Raw genomic sequence first — 17,170 nt, 5'->3', positions numbered from 1 at the left:
AGGCCACACAAAAGACTCCGCTCAGGAATAGCACTGTCAGGTGCAAGCCTGTATGGCACCGCTCTAAGGTGCTGCACTATGACTCTGTTTAGGTACTATCTAAAAGATTCCAAAAAAACAATGGTTCCGCCACAAATGCCCAAGGATCCGATTCCGAAATGGTGCCATTAAATACGGTTTTGCCAGGTACTGATCTGAGGTACTGCATTATTACCTCTTAATATATTTCACGCAGATCAATGCCCCCACAACGGTAATTCGGCGTAGGACAAACCTTATCAAGCCGGTGTATATCTTGCTTGTCGTCTAAGGCTATATCTTAGCCGATGTTATTGCGGCTTTTGCTGTAATGATCTTAACCGAGTGAAGTTGCTTTTATGTGAATCGTTCATGAATAAAAGTAAATTTAGAAGGTATCTTATTCGCTATAATAACTAAGCCTGTTATAGGCTGGAAGATTTCTCGAGCACAGCTTCGAATATATATTTCCAGTTATAAGCTATGGGAGGATAGGGTTAAAGGATATATTGTTTGAGGACTAAAGATATGAGGGTTAAAATAGGGAATTGATAAGAGCCGATAAGATTTATTGTTACAAATAAATACTTCGAGATTGAACCAGGTTGAAAAAAATGTACCACTTAAACAATAGAAATGTACTACATTATCATATGGTGTGAGGATTCTTTGGCAATAGATAGATGAAGAACAGCTTTTCTAAATAGCTGCTATATATGGAAAAGATTTAAAGTGGTTCAAAAATCTATTATGAAGGAAGGAAACTATTGAATTTAAGATATTGAATGGTTAATTCAGGGAGAATTTAAGAATTCTTTGTTAAATGGCATAATGATTAAAAGAGCCTAGCTTTAAAAAACCAGGCTCTCTGTTGATCTTATTTAAAAATTAATCTTCTTCAGTATAAAAATCAATTAGAGAAGAGATATAGGGATCTTCCCAACCTTCAGCAATATTTTCATAATCTTCATCTGGTATATTGGTCTGTCTAATCTCTAATGAAGTTCCTTTTTTGTGTTCATGTAGCTTTAATGTAACAATAGAAGGACTGTCAGTTTCTCCGAAATACCATTCCTGCACAATTTTGGTAGAAGGTTCTAATTCCAAGAATCGACCAGTAATTGCACCATCCCACAAGGAAAATTCACCATTTACTGTTGCATCTATTGATACAAGATCGCCAGTCCACAGACGGGCCGTAATTTCGGTTGTTAAGGCGAGATACAGTTCTTCTGGTGTCGCCGGGATAATAGCGTATTTCTTAAGATCTTTCATAATGCAAATTTACTCTTTCCCGTAATTTACTAGTTATTTTGAGTTCATTTTTATTTATATTATTTTTAGCATAAACTATTAGGACGACATGAGTAATTTTCTGCCAAATTCATTAGTGAAAAAATTAGGTGTAAACCCATTATTCGATACTGCTGAATTTATTAAAGTACATGAGGAGGGCAAGCGAGCAACAGCGATACGGTTAAACCCACTAAAATTGAAGGAATGTCCATTTTTCAGTGGAGGAAGGGTGCCTTGGTGCGAAAACGCCTTTTATCTAAACGAACGCCCCGTATTCACACTTGATCCTTTATTTCATGCTGGAGGGTATTACCCCCAAGACGCTTCTTCTATGTTTATAGACTATATTATCCATGAGCTCGAAATAGGATCTAAACCAGTTTATGCATTGGATCTCTGTGCAGCTCCTGGAGGAAAGTCTACCTTGCTAAACAGTAGCTTACATCCCAATAGTCTACTTGTCGCCAATGAGATAATTAAGACTCGTGTAAATATCTTACAGGATAATCTAACAAAATGGGGAAATGCAAATACGGTGGTTACCAATAATGATCCTTCAGCTTTTGACCGATTGCCAGGATATTTTGATATCATGGTCGTAGATGCACCTTGCTCTGGATCAGGAATGTTTAGAAAGGATTCGGATGCAATAGATGAATGGTCAGAAGCTAATGTCAAACTTTGTAGCGAAAGACAACAAAGAATATTGGCAGAAAGTATTGCTGCATTGAAAACTGGTGGTTACCTCCTTTATTCAACCTGCTCCTATTCAGAAGAGGAAAATGAGGATATTGCCGATTGGCTAATAGAAACTGGAGATTTTGAATCTATCGAAATTGTCATTGATGATAATTGGGGGATCGAGCATACAAAGTCGATTGGGCATGGGGCACATGGCTATCGTTTCTATCCACATAAATTGAGTGGGGAAGGTTTTTTTATTACAGTTTTGAAGAAAGTTGCAGAGCAAGGTACATTTAATAGAAAACGGATAAAACCAGAAAAATCAGATGTGCCGAAGGGAATTCTGGACACTTGGATAGTTAACGTTGATGAGTTCTTTCCATTTATCCATCATGATGACCTGTATATATTCCCCAAAAAATATGAAAATGATTTGAAATATCTCCAGAACGTACTCTATCTCAAAAATGCTGGAATCAATATTGGAAAACTTAATCGAAAGGAATTGATTCCAAGCCACGCACTGGCGTTAAGTAATGTATTAAACCCTGGCTTCCAAAGTCTTGAACTTTCGCTTGAGGAGGCTCAAAACTACCTTAGAAAGGAAAACGTGACACTAGATACTGTATCTTTTGGTATGAAAGGCTGGACGCTTGCTAAATATAAAGGAATGTCACTTGGGTGGATGAAACTATTACCAAATAGGATCAATAATTATTATCCTAAAGAATTACGAATTGTGAATCTATAACAGATAATAGAAATCATATATTCCTCTAAATTTAGGGAGAATTTATATTGTCGAAGGAATATACTGTAAGATAATCGAACAGATATCTTTTGCAACATCTTCCTTCGATTTCAATGGGAATACGCTGCTTTCGCCTGAACGGTTGATAATTGTGACTTTATTTGTATCGGTAGCAAATCCAGCTCCCTGATCTTGCATGGAATTGAGAACGATAAAATCGAGATTCTTTCGGACCAATTTGTCTTTTGCATTTTCGAACTCATTGTTGGTTTCTAAAGCAAATCCGATTAGTAATTGATCTTTCTTCTTTTTACCTCCTAAAGTGGCGAGAATATCTGTTGTTTTCTTTAAAGCAATAGAAAATTCATCCTCTTTCTTCTTTATCTTCTGAGATGCTACTTCAATAGGAGTGTAGTCAGCAACTGCAGCACTCATGACAATTATAGCAGCATGATCAAAGTACTTTTCACAGGCTTGAAGCATCTCTGCAGCAGAAGTGACAGGAACAACCGTTATTTGATCAGGTTTTGGTAGCGCGGTTGGTCCGGAAACTAAGGTTACATCAGCCCCAAGGTCTTTTAATTGTTGGGCAATAGCATAGCCCATTTTTCCACTAGAATGATTTCCAATAAAGCGTACAGGGTCTATTGCCTCATAAGTGGGGCCTGCTGATACAAGCGCTTTTTTACCAAGTAATGGGAGATTCTGGTTGGAGTAATTTTCTAGGAAATGAAAAATTTCTTCTGGTTCGGCGAGACGTCCCTCTCCTACTAATCCACTAGCTAATTCACCTTTTTCAGGCGGGATAATAATGTTGCTATAAGCTCCTAGTTTAGCGATATTCGATTGCGTGGACGGGTGCTTCCACATATCTAAATCCATTGCAGGAGCAAAGAAGACCGGGCATTTTGCGGATAAATATACAGCCATCAGTAAGTTATCACAGAGACCGTTCGCCATCTTTGCGATGGTGTTTGCTGTTGCTGGGGCTACAAGTATATAATCTGCATTTAGCGCAATTTCCACATGATTATTCCATTCTCCAGTATCCGGCTGATAATAGTCAACCAAAACAGGATTTTTGGAAAGCGTAGATAGTGTAAGCGGGGTAATGAACGCTGTGGCATCCTCTGACATAATTACTTTAACCTGAGCATCCGCTTTTACGAGCAAACGAATCAAAGTTGCAATCTTGTATGCGGCAATACTGCCGCATACAGCAATTACAATATTTTTCCCAGCTAAAGCCATCGTTGATTCTGCGATTAGTCTTGCTCTTTAGAAGGATTTCTGTAATACACTTTATCGTGTAGAAATTCATCGATTGCTACCAAAGTAGGTTTTGGCATACGTTCGTAATGTTTAGAAATCTCTATTTGTTCGCGGTTTTCGAATACCTCTTCCAAGTTATCGTTATTACTTGCAAACTCAGCAAGTTTTCCGTTTAGTTCTTCCTTAATATCTACTGCAATTTGATTCGCGCGTTTAGAAATAACTACAATGGATTCATAGAGATTGTCAGTTCCTTTGTCCAATTGTCTTAAGTCACGTGTAACTGTAGAATTTGGAATTGAATTATTATTTTTTTGACTCATCTTTTTGGGTATTTTCTTTTTCTTTTTTCGCCTTTTGTTCTTTGATATATGCTTCTTGCTCAGCAAGAGCTTTATTATATTCTTTCATGTGCGAAACGGCCGTCTTAATTCCTTTTTCAGAATCTTGACGAATAGATTCCGCTTCTTTTATATGTTTGCTATTGGGGTAGTTACTCGCAAAGCTACGGTAGTAATCCAATGTTTCGTCATATCTGCTTTCTTGCTTTTGCAAAATACTTTTTGATGCAAATATATATTGCGCCTTTAGCGTCAAAAATTCAATTTCTTCAGCGTATTTGGTGTCTGGATATTCTTTCAGAACATTTTGTAACGCAATTACAGCAGCTCTATAATCATCATTCAACCCCATATCATAATAGAGTCTAGCATTGGCAAAAGCTTTAAGCTCGAGTTTGTCCCGTAGCTTTTGAATGAGATCTGCTGCCTCTTTAGAACGTTCTGATTCTGGATAGAGGTTGACAAAAAGCTGTAGGGCATCGATTGCTTTCTTCGTATTTGCCTGATCCAAAGTTGACCGAGGGGAATCCAAATAGTAACAGTAAGCATGCATAAAACGACATTCTTCTGCCCGTGGACTGTTGGGATAAACATCTGCAAAGTCCTTAAAGTGGTATGCTGCTGAAGTATAATCTTTCAAACGGTAATTGGCAAATGCCAAATAATAGTAGATATTTTCTGCCTCAGCTTGTCCGCGGAATTTTGTCCGCAAGTCATCAAACAAAACTAACGCCTTTGTATATTTCTTTTTCTCATAAAGTTTTACGGCTTCTTCGTACTTTTGAGCGATATTATTGCTTGCGCGCAATTTCTCAAATTTACTCTTGCAACCAGTAAACACCAATAGAAACATCATGCCGGCACAGATAGCCGCTATACGCCTATTTAAAAACATTTTACAAAGATAAGTGAATTTGTTATACTAATCAATTAAATTTTACTGCGCAATATAGTTTAATAATTATTTGATCCCAAAAACAACATTTTTTATTAACATTCTTTAACTCGTTGGATGCAATTTGGTGGCAGTATTGTCATGAACTTGTTGTTTTTCCATTGCGCAAGGAGAGGAAAAATATAGATTTTAAAATATTTGATTATCTTTACATGTACAATCATTGAATTTAATAAAGAGTATGACTTTAAAAGAAAAAGTGGAGCAAGCATTGGATACCTTGAGACCTTATTTGGAAACTGATGGCGGAAATGTGAGTGTTGAAGAGATTACTGCAGATAATGTCGTGCGATTAAAACTATTGGGCGCTTGCGCTTCATGTTCAATGAGCATTATGACTTTTAAAGCAGGATTGGAACAAGCTATTAAAAAAGCTGTGCCAGAGGTAACAGCGGTTGAAGCAATTAATCTAACTGATCCGGATTCTCCTGATGCTACCTTGCCGTCGGCCAATTAGTTTATCTATTAACACAATTTAACGGCTAGCTCAGCTGCTTTTGTGTAAATTTGTTCTATGAAGTTGCTGATCCCTATATTATTAGTTTTATCTGTATTTTTTGAGTCTTCGACTTTAAAGGCGCAAGAAAGGAAGATCGTCCAATATTCCGGTATTGTAACTACTGTGGGGTCTGGGCTTCCTGTTGGATATGCTACAGTAACCAATTTATCTTTCCGTAACGAGGCCATTGCGGCCAATAATGAAGGCTATTTTTCTTTCGTAGCTCATGTAGGAGACACACTTCGTTTTTCCTCTGTAGGATTCGATCCGCTCATAGTAACTGTACCTGAAGTTGCCGGCGACAAATATACAGCGAGTATCGTAATGCAAAATTTAGTAACTGAATTGCCAATGGTGACTCCATATCCCTGGGCGAGTATTGAGGAATTTAATATTGCATTTATGAACTTAGATGTATCTGAGGATCATATTGTACGGGCAAAAAGAACACTTTCCAACGAATCTTTATCAGCTATGGCTGCTGTAGTACCTCGCGATGGCAACGAGATGCGTTCAATCAATAATGCACAAAGTTTTAATACAATGAATAATAAAGTTATTAACCAACGTTACGCAAACCCGCTATTAAATCCTTTTGCATGGGGAAGTTTAATACAGCAAATAACGAAGGGAAGTCAAAGCCGTTCCAAAAACTCCCGCTATTAATCTGTTGCTTTGAGCTTGTTCAGCTCCTTTACACTTATCTTTGCTGAGAAATAAGAAACTAATCCCGAAATACTGGTTACCGTGATGAATACTAACACATAGTCGCTCCAGCGGCTAAGCATAGGGTAGCTATCCAAGATCGCGTTAGCACCATCTTCGACCCGTATTATACCATAGGTTGACTGAATATAATTGAATATTGCTCCAATTAATAAACCTAAAATGCAACCAATAATTGCAATCATCAACCCCTCGTAAAAGAAGATGCGTTGAATTAAGCTATTGTTACCACCTAAGCTTTTTAAGACTGTCATATCCTTTTGTTTATCCAACACTAACATCGTCAATGAACCTACAATATTAAAAATTGCGATGATACTAATCAATGTTAAGATAAAAAACACAACCCATCTCTCTACACGTACATTTCTATATAAGGTTGGGTTTTGCTCTTCCCGATTTTTGACGAGATACTCTTCACCTAATTTTTTTTGAAGGTCTTGTTCAAATAGCTTGATGTTAGTACCCTCCTTTAGATAAAATTCAATAGCGGAAACTCTGTCATATTCACCGAGTACTTCTTTGGCAAACGAAATGGGTGTAATAACGAAATTGTCAAAGTCCTGTTGGTATCTGAGGACACCTCCTGGACTGATAGCTCTAATATTAAATTCTTCGGCAGGATTAGATGTATTTTTGACGCCTTTTCTTGGTGAATAGACTTGGATTAAATCGGGGGTATTTTGCATAGAAATGCCAAGATTAGCTTGGACACTTGCTCCAAGTATAGCCAAATTAGTTGAATCACGGGAGAGCTGATATACGCCATCCACAAGAATACTATCACCAATACTCTTATTAAGCGATTTGGGCTCGATTCCTTTGATAGTTGAAATATACTGTCGATTTGCATATTGAAGTAATACCTTCTCTTCTAATACTTCTGTATAATGGATAACATCAGGATTCTTTCGCAACTCATTAAAGACTGATTTATTTGTTGTAAAGAGCTTACCTTTTTTTGGCTCTATCTTTAGTTCGGGAGCAAATTTGCTATACATAGATATAATAAGCTCCTCCATCCCATTGAAAGAGGAAAGGAGTATGATTAATGCGGCACTACTTACCGTAACACCTATCACACTAATTGAGGAGATGATATTGATAGCATTGACCGATTTTTTTGAAAATAGGTATCTCTTGGCAAATAGAAAAGGTAAGTTCATATCTTATCCTTGTATAAATGGATTGGAGTTCTTTTCAAAACCTATTGTCGTGGATGGGCCATGACCTGGGTAGACAACGGTGTCATCGGGTAAAGTATAAAGTCTTTGCTTAATATTGTCTAAAAGCTGCTGATGATTTCCTCCGGGTAGATCCGTACGACCAATACTATTGCGGAACAAGACATCTCCACCAATTAAGAATTTTTGAGAAGCGGAGTAAAAACAGATATGCGCCGGTGAGTGGCCGGGCGCCAATATCACTTCCAATTCGTCATTGTCTATTTGTATTTTGTCTCCATCTTTTAGAAATACTTCGCCAATAGGAGAGATGTCATAACGGAAACCCATTTGCGGAGCATAGTTCTGAACTGCAACCAATATAGATAGTTCTCCTTCGTGAAATTGAGGAAGTAAATCAAACTTCTCATGAATAAAATAATTGCCTAAGACATGATCAATGTGACAATGTGTATTCAGTAGTAATTGTGGAGTGAGATTATGAAGATCGACAAAGGTTAAAAACTCCTCCTGCTCTTTTTCTCCATACATACCTGGGTCAATAATTAGGGCGTTTCCCTCTTCGTTATACAACAAGTAGGTGTTTTCTTGGTATGGATTGAAAGTGAATGTTCTGATCGTTAGCATAAGGTAAAATTACATTTTTTATTGTTCTGTATATAGAGAAAGACTAGCTATTCCAAATTTCCCAATTTTTCTCCGCCTGAAGTAGCAACATTTCATAGCCATTTTTAGTTCGAGCACCTTTTTCTTTACCTTTCTTTAGGAATACTGTCTCTTCTGGATTATAAATAAGGTCATAGAATAGGTGCTTAGCACTGATATGTTCATATGGTAGGGCCGGAGACTCTGCTATGTTGGGGAATGTTCCAACGGGTGAACAGTTAATAATTAATGTATATTCAGCTAAAATCGGGGCATCTAATTCATCATAGGTGTAGTTGTCCGTTTGTTTGGTTCTGCTAACAAGCTTGTATTTGATCCCTAATTTATCTAAGGTATAGATCACTGCTTTTGCCGCTCCTCCGTTTCCAAGAATTAAAGCTTTCTTGTCATTATGGGTTAAAAGTGGTTTCAATGATTCTTCAAATCCAAATGCATCAGTGTTATAACCTTTCAAGTATGGAGCACCATTTGCTAGATGTGTAATGCGGATACAGTTTACAGCTTGTATAGCTTTAGCTTCTTCTGATAGTTCGTTTAAATAGTCCAGGACCTCTATCTTGTATGGAATGGTCACATTTACCCCATAAAAGTCCTTATTCTTAAATATAGATGGAAAATCTGATATACGTTCAATTGGATATAAGTCATAATCTATATGTTGAATATTTTCTTTCTGAAACTTCTCTAAATAATATTTCTTGGAAAAGGAGTGTCCTAGTGGATATCCTATCAGACCTAATTTTTTCATTAAATGGTTTAGTACTTCTTTGGGTGAAAAGGTAAGCTTAATCTAATTGCATTTTATACCCCAGGCAAGTCCGAAAGAGTGCCTGGGGTATTATGTATTTTCAACTTTAATTTTTTGGTTTGGTATATTTTTTTACAATTTCAGTGATAATTTGATTTCCTTGCAATTGAGGAAGGTAATCAAAGAGAATATGATGTTTTTCCGGATTCGTTGCTAAGCCTAGTTCCAAAAAGTTTAAAGCTTCATTGTATTGTCCATTTGCAAATAGATAGGCCACAACACGATAATATAATTCCGCCGCTTCGGGATTTTGCGTAATCGCATCCGACATGACATTGATGGCTTCATCAATTTTACTCTGTTCAAATAAGATCGAAGAATAATCGAGCCAAGCATCTATATCTGATGGATTTAATGCAACTACTTTTTTATACGCATCTTCAGCCTGATCAATTTGCTGTAGCTTATACCGAGCATCTGCGATTGCAAACCAGTAATCTGGATTTGTGTCTTCTAGTTCCAAAGCCTTTTTGTAGAAATGAAGCGACTCAAAATATCGTTCTTCAAAATCGAGCGTGACACCAATACCAAACCATGCATCTGCAAGCTCGGCGTCTAACTTTACGGCTTTTTTATAGTAGTTTCGAGCTTCTTCCATTTGTTCCAGTTTCTCGTAACACTCTCCTATAGCACAATAGGTATCCGCGCTAGGTTGTTCGTATTCAAAAGTTTGTTTGTATACGTCCAATGCCTCTTGATAACGATCTAAGTTGACTAGTGCATTTCCTTTATTGAAATAAGCAGATGAGAAGTCTTCTTTGATTAATATGGCATAGTCATATGCATCTAATGCTTCTTCAAACTTGCTTATTTTATGATAGGAGTTGCCTAGATTATACCAAGCATAGTACGAATAAGGGTCTGAGTCAATATATTTTTTATAGAAAGATATACTTTCTTCTTGCCTATCAAGTACATCATAACAATAAGCAAGCTCATAGAGGGCTTCTTGATAGTCCATATTGAGCTCAAGCGCCTTCTTTAAATAGACAATAGCTTTGTCGTAGTTCATTTGCGCTTGAAAAATCATGGCAATATGAAAATAAACCTCATCTTTATTGTCTAATAAGGGTAATGCTTTGAATAATTGATCTAATGCTTCATCAAATTGCCCTATGCTCCCCAAAATACCACCCCTAATTAGAAATATGTCTCCTTCCGAAGCTTCCAGCAGTTCCGCTTTGTCCAAGGCCGCTAATGCATTCTGATACTGTTGAATTGTTGAAAACAATTGAGCTTGCTTCAACAAAAATGTAATATCAAAGGGATGTTGGCTGATTGCAAATTCGGTTACTTGTAGTGCCTTTACAGGGTCATTTTTTTCAGCATAGTAGTCTATTATTCCTTCGAAAGCCTTGGAGTCAAAAAAATACTGATCCTCGTTTCGAAGCATTTCCTCATATCTGTCCACCGAGATTTTTCTTTCTTCGGGGTTTTCAAATTCAAAATCCTCTTCCATTCTCAAAAGTTTAAAACCAGTATTCTGTTCCTTAAATCAAAATACTAATTTCTTATCTAATTTGCTTGAATAAATTTTCCACAAATTGGATATCATCCACAAAGTTAAGGATAAATACTGTCAAAATAAAAAAGCCGGCTCTAGAGCCGGCTTTTAATATAATGGTATAAATTATATACGATTATTTTTTGATCTCAACACGACGGTTTTGAACACGACCTTCTTCAGTTGAATTAGATGCGATTGGGTTTTTCTCTCCGTAACCGTTAGCAGTGATGCTTGATGAAGAAACACCAGCATTTACTAAGTATTGTTTTACAGAGTTAGCACGGTCTTTAGACAAAGTCATATTGTAAGCTTCAGAACCTTCTGCAGATGCATAACCGTCTAAAGTTACAGATGAATTGTTGTCACGTACTTCTTTAGCCAATTTATCTAAAGTTGAGTAAGAAGAAGTTTTCAATACTGAGCTATCAAATTCGAATTGAATTGGAGCATAGTAACCGTTAGAAGTAACGTTGTCAACAACTGGCTCTGGGAATTTGATTGGACATCCTGAACCATCTACTGGAGTACCAGCAGGAGTACCAGGGCATTTATCAAATTTGTCAGATACACCGTCACCATCAGCGTCAGCGCTTAATGTGTTAACAGTACCTTCTAATGTGCTTACGCGTTGTTTTAATGCTTCAACTTCGTTTCTCAATGAAGGGTCTTTCAACTCATCATACATTGTAGCTACTGGGTTAGCAAAAGTCAAGTTTTGTTTGTCTTTCGAACCTAAAGTGAACTCTAAACCACCGTATACGTTAGAGAAACGTTGTTTAGTAGTAGTGTTTCTACCAGGTCCGTACAATAATGCCTCATCAGTGAAGTTCATTGTGTAACCTAAGTTCAATGCAACAACTTCAGATAATTTGAATTTAGCACCAACACCTACAGGAACGATCATACCTAGACGGTAGTCTTTATCACGAGGATTTGAAGGAGAGCGGTCTCCAAGAATATCTTCACCCCATTTTTGATCATAAACAACAGTTCCACCGAAGTCATTGTTAGAGAATTGAGTTGGGTTGTAAGCGAAAGCACCGATACCTACTTTAGCGTAGAAGTTAACGGCATTTTCTCTTCTTAAGAAATCAATTGTACCTAATTGGAACACACCATTTAAGCTAGCAGCCCAGTTTACTTTTGTTTCAGCTGATTGAGCGCGACCTAAATTTGAACCAGAATTGTTTTCGAAAGCAGGACCAGACTCATTGTGGTTGTAAGTTTTGATCTTACCACGGTTAGCTTCAACTTCTAAACCGAATAGGTGAGAGAATTGTTTACGTACTGTTAAACCATAGTACTCACCAACTTTGTTTTGGAAGTAACCAACTTTTTGACCAAAGTTATTGTTACCACCAATTAAAGCATTAGGCGTAGTGATACCACCTTGAACTCCGATAGACCAAGTTCTGTATTGTGATCTACCACCGAATACTTGTTGAGCTTGTGCTGTATCAGCGAAACCTAAAGCGGCAACTAATGTAGCAGCAACAGCTGTTTTTTTAATTGTAGAATAGTTCATACTCTTGTTTTTAAGGTTATTATTAATTTTAATTGTTTTCAAACTTTGTTATCTTATTTAATATCTGGAACAGTACAATTGCCGTGCCAAAGTCTTAAAATTATGTTAAATTTTTAAATTCCTGATATTTCGTACTAAATTAAGTATTTAATGTGAAACAACAAAACAAAAATCCGGTACGAAAGTACCAAATTTTTGTTTTGTTTCAATAGCTTTTAGAAAAAAATTAAGAAATTCTTTCTAAAGTAAATAATGTACAATGACTAAAGAGAGCCCTCCAAGCAAAGCTGATACTGGAATTGTCAATATCCAAGCCCATAACAAACTAATAGTTACCCCCCAGCGTACTGCTGAAACACGTTTAACAACTCCGACACCAATAATAGCTCCTGTAATCGTGTGTGTGGTTGATGCAGGGATACCGAAATGCTCTGTAATACCTAATGTTACTGCTCCTGCAGATTCAGCACAAACTCCTTCTAATGGTGTTACTTTCGTGATTTTAGTTCCCATTGTCTTCACAATTTTCCAACCACCACTCATTGTCCCAGCAGCGATAGCCGCGTAACAAGTTAGAGGAATCCATTCTGGCATGTGTTCTGTGTTTTGCATATATCCACCAGCAACCATAGCTACAAGGATAATACCCATTACCTTTTGTGCATCGTTACCACCATGCGCAAAACTCAAGGCTGCTGATGAAACCAATTGTAATACTTTAAACCATTTTTCAGCGACACTAGGTCGGGAGTTTTTGGCGAGGTTAATTACTATTAAAGTAATAATAATAGATATGGTCATACCGATGATTGGCGCCAGCACGATGAAAGCAATAATTTTTAATGTTGCATCGATATTGATAGCGTGAATAGGATCTGCGCCGAGAATAAAGGCATAAGCCATTCCTGACCCCGCAAAACCACCAATTAGGGTGTGTGAGGAACTTGACGGTACTCCGTAGTACCAAGTGAACAAGTTCCACCCTATTGCTGCGAGCAAGCCCGCAAAGATAACCTCTAGGGTAATATATTCTTCCAATACCGTTTTGGCAATGGTGTTGGCTACTTTGTGGTCTGTAAAGTAGAAATAAGCAGCAAAGTTGAATATGGCAGCCCATAATACGGCCATTGCTGGTGTTAGAACTTTTGTTGATACGACTGTCGCAATAGAGTTGGCTGCATCATGGAATCCATTGATGTAGTCAAATGCAATTGCTAAGACAATCACAACAACGAGTAATGTTGACATCATAATCTCGTAGAATTTTTATGCACTTATGATCGAATGATTATGCGTTTTTAACTAGAATACTTTCTAATACGTTAGCAACGTCCTCGCATTTGTCTGTTGCATCTTCCATTGCGGATAACACTTCTTTGTGTTTGATCAATGAAATAGCGTCTTTTTCAAATTCGAAAAGATCAGCTACTGCCTTATCAAAAATATAGTCTGCTTTATTTTCTACACTATTGATACGCACACAAGAATCTGTGATATTGCGAATGTTTTTTAAATCCCGAAGTTCATGGATTGCTTTTGAAACGTGCTCAGTAGCTTCTACCAATAGATCCGCGATTTCGATCATCGGTTCTGTAGCTTTTTCTACCTTGTATAAGTCCATTCTATTAGCCGCGCCGTGTATAAAATCGGCTACATCATCCAATGAGCTTGCTAACGAGTGTATATCTTCGCGGTCGAAAGGTGTAATGAAATTTTTACCTAGTTCCAAGTGAATTTGATGTGTGATGTTGTCGCCTTTGTGCTCCAAGTCTTCCATCTTACGAGTGAACTCTTTCTTCTTCTCCGGATTGTTTGAGTTAACAATATCTTTTAACAATTGAGACATTTCGATCAAATTGTTGCCGGCTTGTTCAAACAAAGGGAAGAATTTTTTGTCCTTTGGAACGAAGTATTGAAAAATGCTATTTAAAGACATATCTTAAATTTATTTTTGCAAAAATAATACCCTAATGTTAAGTTAATGTTAACATTGGTTTTGTTTAAACACAAAAATGTCATCAATTGTTTAATCTCCGGTCTGAACTTTTTGCAAAGTAAAGCCAAAAGTGGTTCCAATGCCCTCTGTACTACGTACGTTAACATTCTGTTGATGGGCTTCAACAATATGTTTGACAATCGCAAGCCCTAAGCCCGATCCGCCGATATCTCTTGAGCGACTTTTATCCGTACGGAAGAACCTTTCGAATACCCGGCTCAGATTTTTTTCTTCGATACCATAACCATTATCCGTGATTTCTATTAAGACCTGTTCAAAAAGTGGAAAAATTTTGATTTTGGTGGTACCTCCCTCTTTTCCGTATTTGAGTGAGTTATCGATAAGGTTATACAATACTTGATGTATTTTATTGCGATCTGCTTTAACCCAATGTGGCGTGCCAGTTTTGGGTTTGAACTCAATCTTAATATTATGTTGTTTGGCTTTGTCCTCCAATGAGTACGAGGTGTCTTTGATAAGATCTACAATGTCGAATTTTTCAATGTTCAATACCATTTTACCTGATTCCAGTTTGGATATTTCATCTAAATCTTGAATGAGGTAATTCAATCTGTCAAGGTTTCGAGCAGCTTTGTCTAAGAAATTCTTTGCCATTTCCATGTCTTCTTCCATTAGTCCATCTTGTAATGTCTCGATGTACCCTTGGGTAGCAAAGAGGGGTGTTTTGAACTCATGGGATATATTGGAGAGGAATTCACGCCTAAATTTTTCCTGCGATTTCAGCTGTTCAATTTCATTTTTTTTATCTTTTGCCCAAGCCTTTACGTCGTTTTCTGCATCTGTAATGGGATCTTCACTGACATGTTCACCAATCGCATCTTTAAGATCCTTACCGAGTTTTAGATTGTGAATCAATTTATACATGGTATTAAGACGGCGGTAGATGTATTTCTCGAACAGGTAGTTGAATAGAAGAAAACAAATGACCAAGGCTACAAAAAAAATAATCAGTGCAGTCTGAAGGTCATGTTTATAATAAAAGCTGATAGTGGATATTGCAATGCCAACACCAGCGGAGTTTGCTAATAATAATTGTCTAAAATTCATTTGTTGAATAAAAAAGGCCCCTAATTGGAGCCTAAGTTACTTATAATGATATTAATAAATTGTTAAAATTTTCCGATAACGGTTTTGGCTCCGGTAACTTTATCACCAATATTCACATTGATCTCTGTTCCCAGAGGCAGGAATAGATCCACACGTGAGCCAAATTTGATAAAGCCGAACTCGTTGCCCTGAACAACCTGATCATTTTCCTTTACATACCAAACAATACGACGGGCCAACGCGCCAGCAATTTGACGGAAAAGAACTTCCCTGCCTGTTTTGTCTTTTACGACAACAGTGGTTCTTTCATTGTCTGTCGATGATTTTGGATGCCAAGCAACCAAGAATTTCCCAGGATGATATTTGAAGAAAGTCACCAAACCACTGATTGGATTTCGGTTCACATGCACATTGATGGGTGACATGAAAATAGAGACCTGTATCCTTCTGTCATGAAAATATTCATTTTCTTCGGTTTCTTCAATGACTACAACTTTTCCGTCAGCAGGACATAAGATTGTGCCATCTTGTGGAATCACTACTTTCTTAGGACTTCTAAAAAACTGAACAACTGTAATGAATAGGAATGCTGAAAGGGCATAAATAAACCATTTTACAAACTGCGGTGCATCATAATAGTCCGCAACGGCATTGATGATAAAGATAAAAAGTACAGCAATCGCTAATGTGGTATATCCTTCTTTATGGAATTTCATATCTATTTATTTCTGCAAAGATAATTATTTACTCGAATTGTCTATTTGTCTTTCGATTTTAATTGAATGGGTATAGACTTTTCCATCACTTCCTGTGGCAATACTCCCAGAAACTTTAATCGTATCGTCTTGAGGTTGATCTTGTTTGTAGGTTGGAAAATAAAAATCTACACTTTTAGCAATTCGATTCAAAACGGTGAGATCATTTTCATTATTGGAGTCTACATTCAATTTAAGACTTCGCAAATTGGCTAAGCCCGTTTTTTTGACTTCAACTTCATAGGAGAAATTTAGTTGAGTTGCGACTTCGAATCCGCTTTTATTGATCCTATCGGTAAACCGTTTAGCAAGGAACGCATAGAAGTTTGAAAAGTCATCAAAACTACAGGATTTGCTGTTTAATAGTTCAGCTCGGATAAAATAATCGTAGGGCAAAACACTTAAAGCCTGAAAATCTTCACTTGGAAGCTCTCCATTATCATCATAAGTAGCAACGATTTTTCCATCAACAAAGCGTTGTGTCATCGCGTAAATGGGTTGCTGTCCAACATTGTAAAAGTAGGTGTTCCAGTTTCCCTGTGGTTTACCACTTTTTACTTTGCCTTTACGTAGATAAAAATCATACCCGAATTCTGTGAACCCTTCGAATGGAATAGCGAATTCATAGTTTCCTTCACCGCCAACGATTTCCTGTTTTCCTCGATTATCCCAATAATCTTTAATGAAATAACCGTAATCACCATAGGCCACCGTTAATAACGGTTTACCATCGGGATAATAATATTTGCAATCACCGACAGGATAGTTATCCTTAAAATTTATTTCCCATTTTAACACACCATTCGGATGAAAAGCTTGAAATAGACCTTCTTTTTTACCATCCTTATAATTGCCAACCAGTATACGGTTGCCATTGGGCGCGAAATCACGAAACTCGCCTTCGAAAATTTGCTTTGTGAAATCAAATTTGCTTACACGTTCAATTGATTTGAATTCGCAATCTTTTGCCGCCAGATAATAATACTTATCAAAATAGAAACGAATTAAGCCTTGATCTAATTTCTCGTAAAATACAGGTTTACCGTCTTGCGCCTGAATAGATTGGCAGCAAAACGAGGAAAACAATAACAATATATAAATGATCTTTTTAGTCATAAC

The 17,170-nt window shown here is 37.1% G+C and carries 17 protein-coding genes; 3 read left to right on the top strand and 14 right to left on the bottom strand.

Going from position 1 to position 17,170, the window contains the following annotated elements; all coding sequences use genetic code 11:
- Positions 1–906: 906 nt before the first annotated feature.
- Positions 907–1,293 (bottom strand): SRPBCC family protein, encoded by a 387-nt coding sequence (locus tag ABFX33_RS23380; protein WP_120260523.1) that lies wholly within the window; start codon positions 1,291–1,293, stop codon positions 907–909.
- Positions 1,294–1,381: 88 nt separating this feature from the next.
- Here ABFX33_RS23380 and ABFX33_RS23375 point away from each other — a divergent pair, with 88 nt between their 5' ends.
- Positions 1,382–2,749, top strand: coding sequence for a methyltransferase RsmF C-terminal domain-like protein (locus ABFX33_RS23375; protein WP_346088602.1), 1,368 nt, complete (start codon positions 1,382–1,384; stop codon positions 2,747–2,749).
- 42 nt (positions 2,750–2,791) lie between these two features.
- Here ABFX33_RS23375 and coaBC read toward each other — a convergent pair whose 3' ends face one another.
- From coaBC to ABFX33_RS23360, 3 genes are read right to left on the bottom strand one after another with little or no spacing between them, the layout of a single operon-like run.
- Positions 2,792–4,000: a bifunctional phosphopantothenoylcysteine decarboxylase/phosphopantothenate--cysteine ligase CoaBC gene (gene coaBC / locus ABFX33_RS23370; protein WP_257096191.1), complete on the bottom strand. Its 1,209-nt coding sequence runs from the start codon at positions 3,998–4,000 to the stop codon at positions 2,792–2,794.
- Between the two features lie 14 nt (positions 4,001–4,014).
- On the bottom strand, positions 4,015–4,344 hold the full coding sequence (locus ABFX33_RS23365) for a DNA-directed RNA polymerase subunit omega (RefSeq protein ID WP_075990346.1): 330 nt from the start codon (positions 4,342–4,344) through the stop codon (positions 4,015–4,017).
- On the bottom strand, positions 4,328–5,257 hold the full coding sequence (locus ABFX33_RS23360; protein WP_120260520.1) for an outer membrane protein assembly factor BamD: 930 nt from the start codon (positions 5,255–5,257) through the stop codon (positions 4,328–4,330). Before ABFX33_RS23360 ends, ABFX33_RS23365 begins: the two co-directional genes overlap by 17 nt.
- Positions 5,258–5,498: 241 nt before the next feature.
- Between ABFX33_RS23360 and ABFX33_RS23355 the strand changes: the two genes are divergently transcribed.
- Complete coding sequence (locus ABFX33_RS23355; protein WP_028070934.1) at positions 5,499–5,774, top strand: NifU family protein; 276 nt, start codon at positions 5,499–5,501, stop codon at positions 5,772–5,774.
- Positions 5,775–5,831: 57 nt separating this feature from the next.
- Positions 5,832–6,482 (top strand): hypothetical protein, encoded by a 651-nt coding sequence (locus ABFX33_RS23350; protein ID WP_346088599.1) that lies wholly within the window; start codon positions 5,832–5,834, stop codon positions 6,480–6,482.
- On the opposite strand, the gene ABFX33_RS23345 is transcribed toward ABFX33_RS23350, so the two are convergent.
- The 10 genes from ABFX33_RS23345 to ABFX33_RS23300 all read right to left on the bottom strand — a co-directional run bounded on the left by ABFX33_RS23345 (position 6,479) and on the right by ABFX33_RS23300 (position 17,167).
- Positions 6,479–7,708 carry an FtsX-like permease family protein gene (locus ABFX33_RS23345; protein ID WP_346088598.1) on the bottom strand — a complete coding sequence of 410 codons (1,230 nt, stop codon included), beginning with the start codon at positions 7,706–7,708 and terminating at the stop codon, positions 6,479–6,481. The genes ABFX33_RS23350 and ABFX33_RS23345 overlap by 4 nt on opposite strands.
- A 3-nt stretch (positions 7,709–7,711) precedes the next feature.
- A complete protein-coding gene (locus ABFX33_RS23340; protein WP_257096206.1) occupies positions 7,712–8,353 on the bottom strand; it encodes an MBL fold metallo-hydrolase in 642 nt (213 codons plus the stop codon).
- A gap of 43 nt (positions 8,354–8,396) precedes the next feature.
- The gene (locus ABFX33_RS23335; protein WP_346088596.1) at positions 8,397–9,140 is read right to left on the bottom strand and encodes a shikimate dehydrogenase family protein; all 744 of its coding nucleotides are present in this window, start codon (positions 9,138–9,140) and stop codon (positions 8,397–8,399) included.
- 106 nt (positions 9,141–9,246) lie between these two features.
- Entirely contained in the window at positions 9,247–10,659 is a 1,413-nt protein-coding gene (locus tag ABFX33_RS23330; RefSeq protein ID WP_223581242.1) for a tetratricopeptide repeat protein, read from the bottom strand.
- A 181-nt stretch (positions 10,660–10,840) separates the two neighbouring features.
- Entirely contained in the window at positions 10,841–12,274 is a 1,434-nt protein-coding gene (locus ABFX33_RS23325) for an OmpA family protein (protein ID WP_428835661.1), read from the bottom strand.
- A 198-nt stretch (positions 12,275–12,472) separates the two neighbouring features.
- A complete protein-coding gene (locus ABFX33_RS23320; RefSeq protein WP_346088594.1) occupies positions 12,473–13,483 on the bottom strand; it encodes an inorganic phosphate transporter in 1,011 nt (336 codons plus the stop codon).
- A gap of 37 nt (positions 13,484–13,520) precedes the next feature.
- Positions 13,521–14,168: a DUF47 domain-containing protein gene (locus ABFX33_RS23315; protein ID WP_104383452.1), complete on the bottom strand. Its 648-nt coding sequence runs from the start codon at positions 14,166–14,168 to the stop codon at positions 13,521–13,523.
- 90 nt (positions 14,169–14,258) lie between these two features.
- Positions 14,259–15,296, bottom strand: a complete 1,038-nt coding sequence (locus ABFX33_RS23310; protein WP_223581244.1) for a sensor histidine kinase — start codon at positions 15,294–15,296, stop codon at positions 14,259–14,261.
- 62 nt (positions 15,297–15,358) lie between these two features.
- A complete protein-coding gene (locus tag ABFX33_RS23305) occupies positions 15,359–16,012 on the bottom strand; it encodes a phosphatidylserine decarboxylase family protein (protein WP_257096212.1) in 654 nt (217 codons plus the stop codon).
- 24 nt (positions 16,013–16,036) lie between these two features.
- Entirely contained in the window at positions 16,037–17,167 is a 1,131-nt protein-coding gene (locus ABFX33_RS23300) for a toxin-antitoxin system YwqK family antitoxin (protein WP_257096213.1), read from the bottom strand.
- Positions 17,168–17,170 lie beyond the last annotated feature (3 nt).

Origin of the sequence: Sphingobacterium ginsenosidimutans (assembly GCF_039536865.1) — a bacterium.
In the GTDB taxonomy this organism is placed as follows: domain Bacteria; phylum Bacteroidota; class Bacteroidia; order Sphingobacteriales; family Sphingobacteriaceae; genus Sphingobacterium; species Sphingobacterium detergens.
The sequence above is the reverse complement of the archived record's forward strand: the minus strand, read 5'-3'. Positions and strand labels throughout refer to the sequence as shown.

Excerpts from the sequence above, each read along its gene's own strand:
- ABFX33_RS23380 (WP_120260523.1), bottom strand. The coding sequence starts at position 1,293 with ATGAAAGATCTTAAGAAATACGCTATTATCCCGGCGACACCAGAAGAA.
- ABFX33_RS23375 (WP_346088602.1), top strand. The coding sequence starts at position 1,382 with ATGAGTAATTTTCTGCCAAATTCATTAGTGAAAAAATTAGGTGTAAAC.
- coaBC (WP_257096191.1), bottom strand. The coding sequence starts at position 4,000 with ATGGCTTTAGCTGGGAAAAATATTGTAATTGCTGTATGCGGCAGTATT.
- ABFX33_RS23365 (WP_075990346.1), bottom strand. The coding sequence starts at position 4,344 with ATGAGTCAAAAAAATAATAATTCAATTCCAAATTCTACAGTTACACGT.
- ABFX33_RS23360 (WP_120260520.1), bottom strand. The coding sequence starts at position 5,257 with ATGTTTTTAAATAGGCGTATAGCGGCTATCTGTGCCGGCATGATGTTT.
- ABFX33_RS23355 (WP_028070934.1), top strand. The coding sequence starts at position 5,499 with ATGACTTTAAAAGAAAAAGTGGAGCAAGCATTGGATACCTTGAGACCT.
- ABFX33_RS23350 (WP_346088599.1), top strand. The coding sequence starts at position 5,832 with ATGAAGTTGCTGATCCCTATATTATTAGTTTTATCTGTATTTTTTGAG.
- ABFX33_RS23345 (WP_346088598.1), bottom strand. The coding sequence starts at position 7,708 with ATGAACTTACCTTTTCTATTTGCCAAGAGATACCTATTTTCAAAAAAA.
- ABFX33_RS23340 (WP_257096206.1), bottom strand. The coding sequence starts at position 8,353 with ATGCTAACGATCAGAACATTCACTTTCAATCCATACCAAGAAAACACC.
- ABFX33_RS23335 (WP_346088596.1), bottom strand. The coding sequence starts at position 9,140 with ATGAAAAAATTAGGTCTGATAGGATATCCACTAGGACACTCCTTTTCC.
- ABFX33_RS23330 (WP_223581242.1), bottom strand. The coding sequence starts at position 10,659 with ATGGAAGAGGATTTTGAATTTGAAAACCCCGAAGAAAGAAAAATCTCG.
- ABFX33_RS23320 (WP_346088594.1), bottom strand. The coding sequence starts at position 13,483 with ATGATGTCAACATTACTCGTTGTTGTGATTGTCTTAGCAATTGCATTT.
- ABFX33_RS23315 (WP_104383452.1), bottom strand. The coding sequence starts at position 14,168 with ATGTCTTTAAATAGCATTTTTCAATACTTCGTTCCAAAGGACAAAAAA.
- ABFX33_RS23310 (WP_223581244.1), bottom strand. The coding sequence starts at position 15,296 with ATGAATTTTAGACAATTATTATTAGCAAACTCCGCTGGTGTTGGCATT.
- ABFX33_RS23305 (WP_257096212.1), bottom strand. The coding sequence starts at position 16,012 with ATGAAATTCCATAAAGAAGGATATACCACATTAGCGATTGCTGTACTT.
- ABFX33_RS23300 (WP_257096213.1), bottom strand. The coding sequence starts at position 17,167 with ATGACTAAAAAGATCATTTATATATTGTTATTGTTTTCCTCGTTTTGC.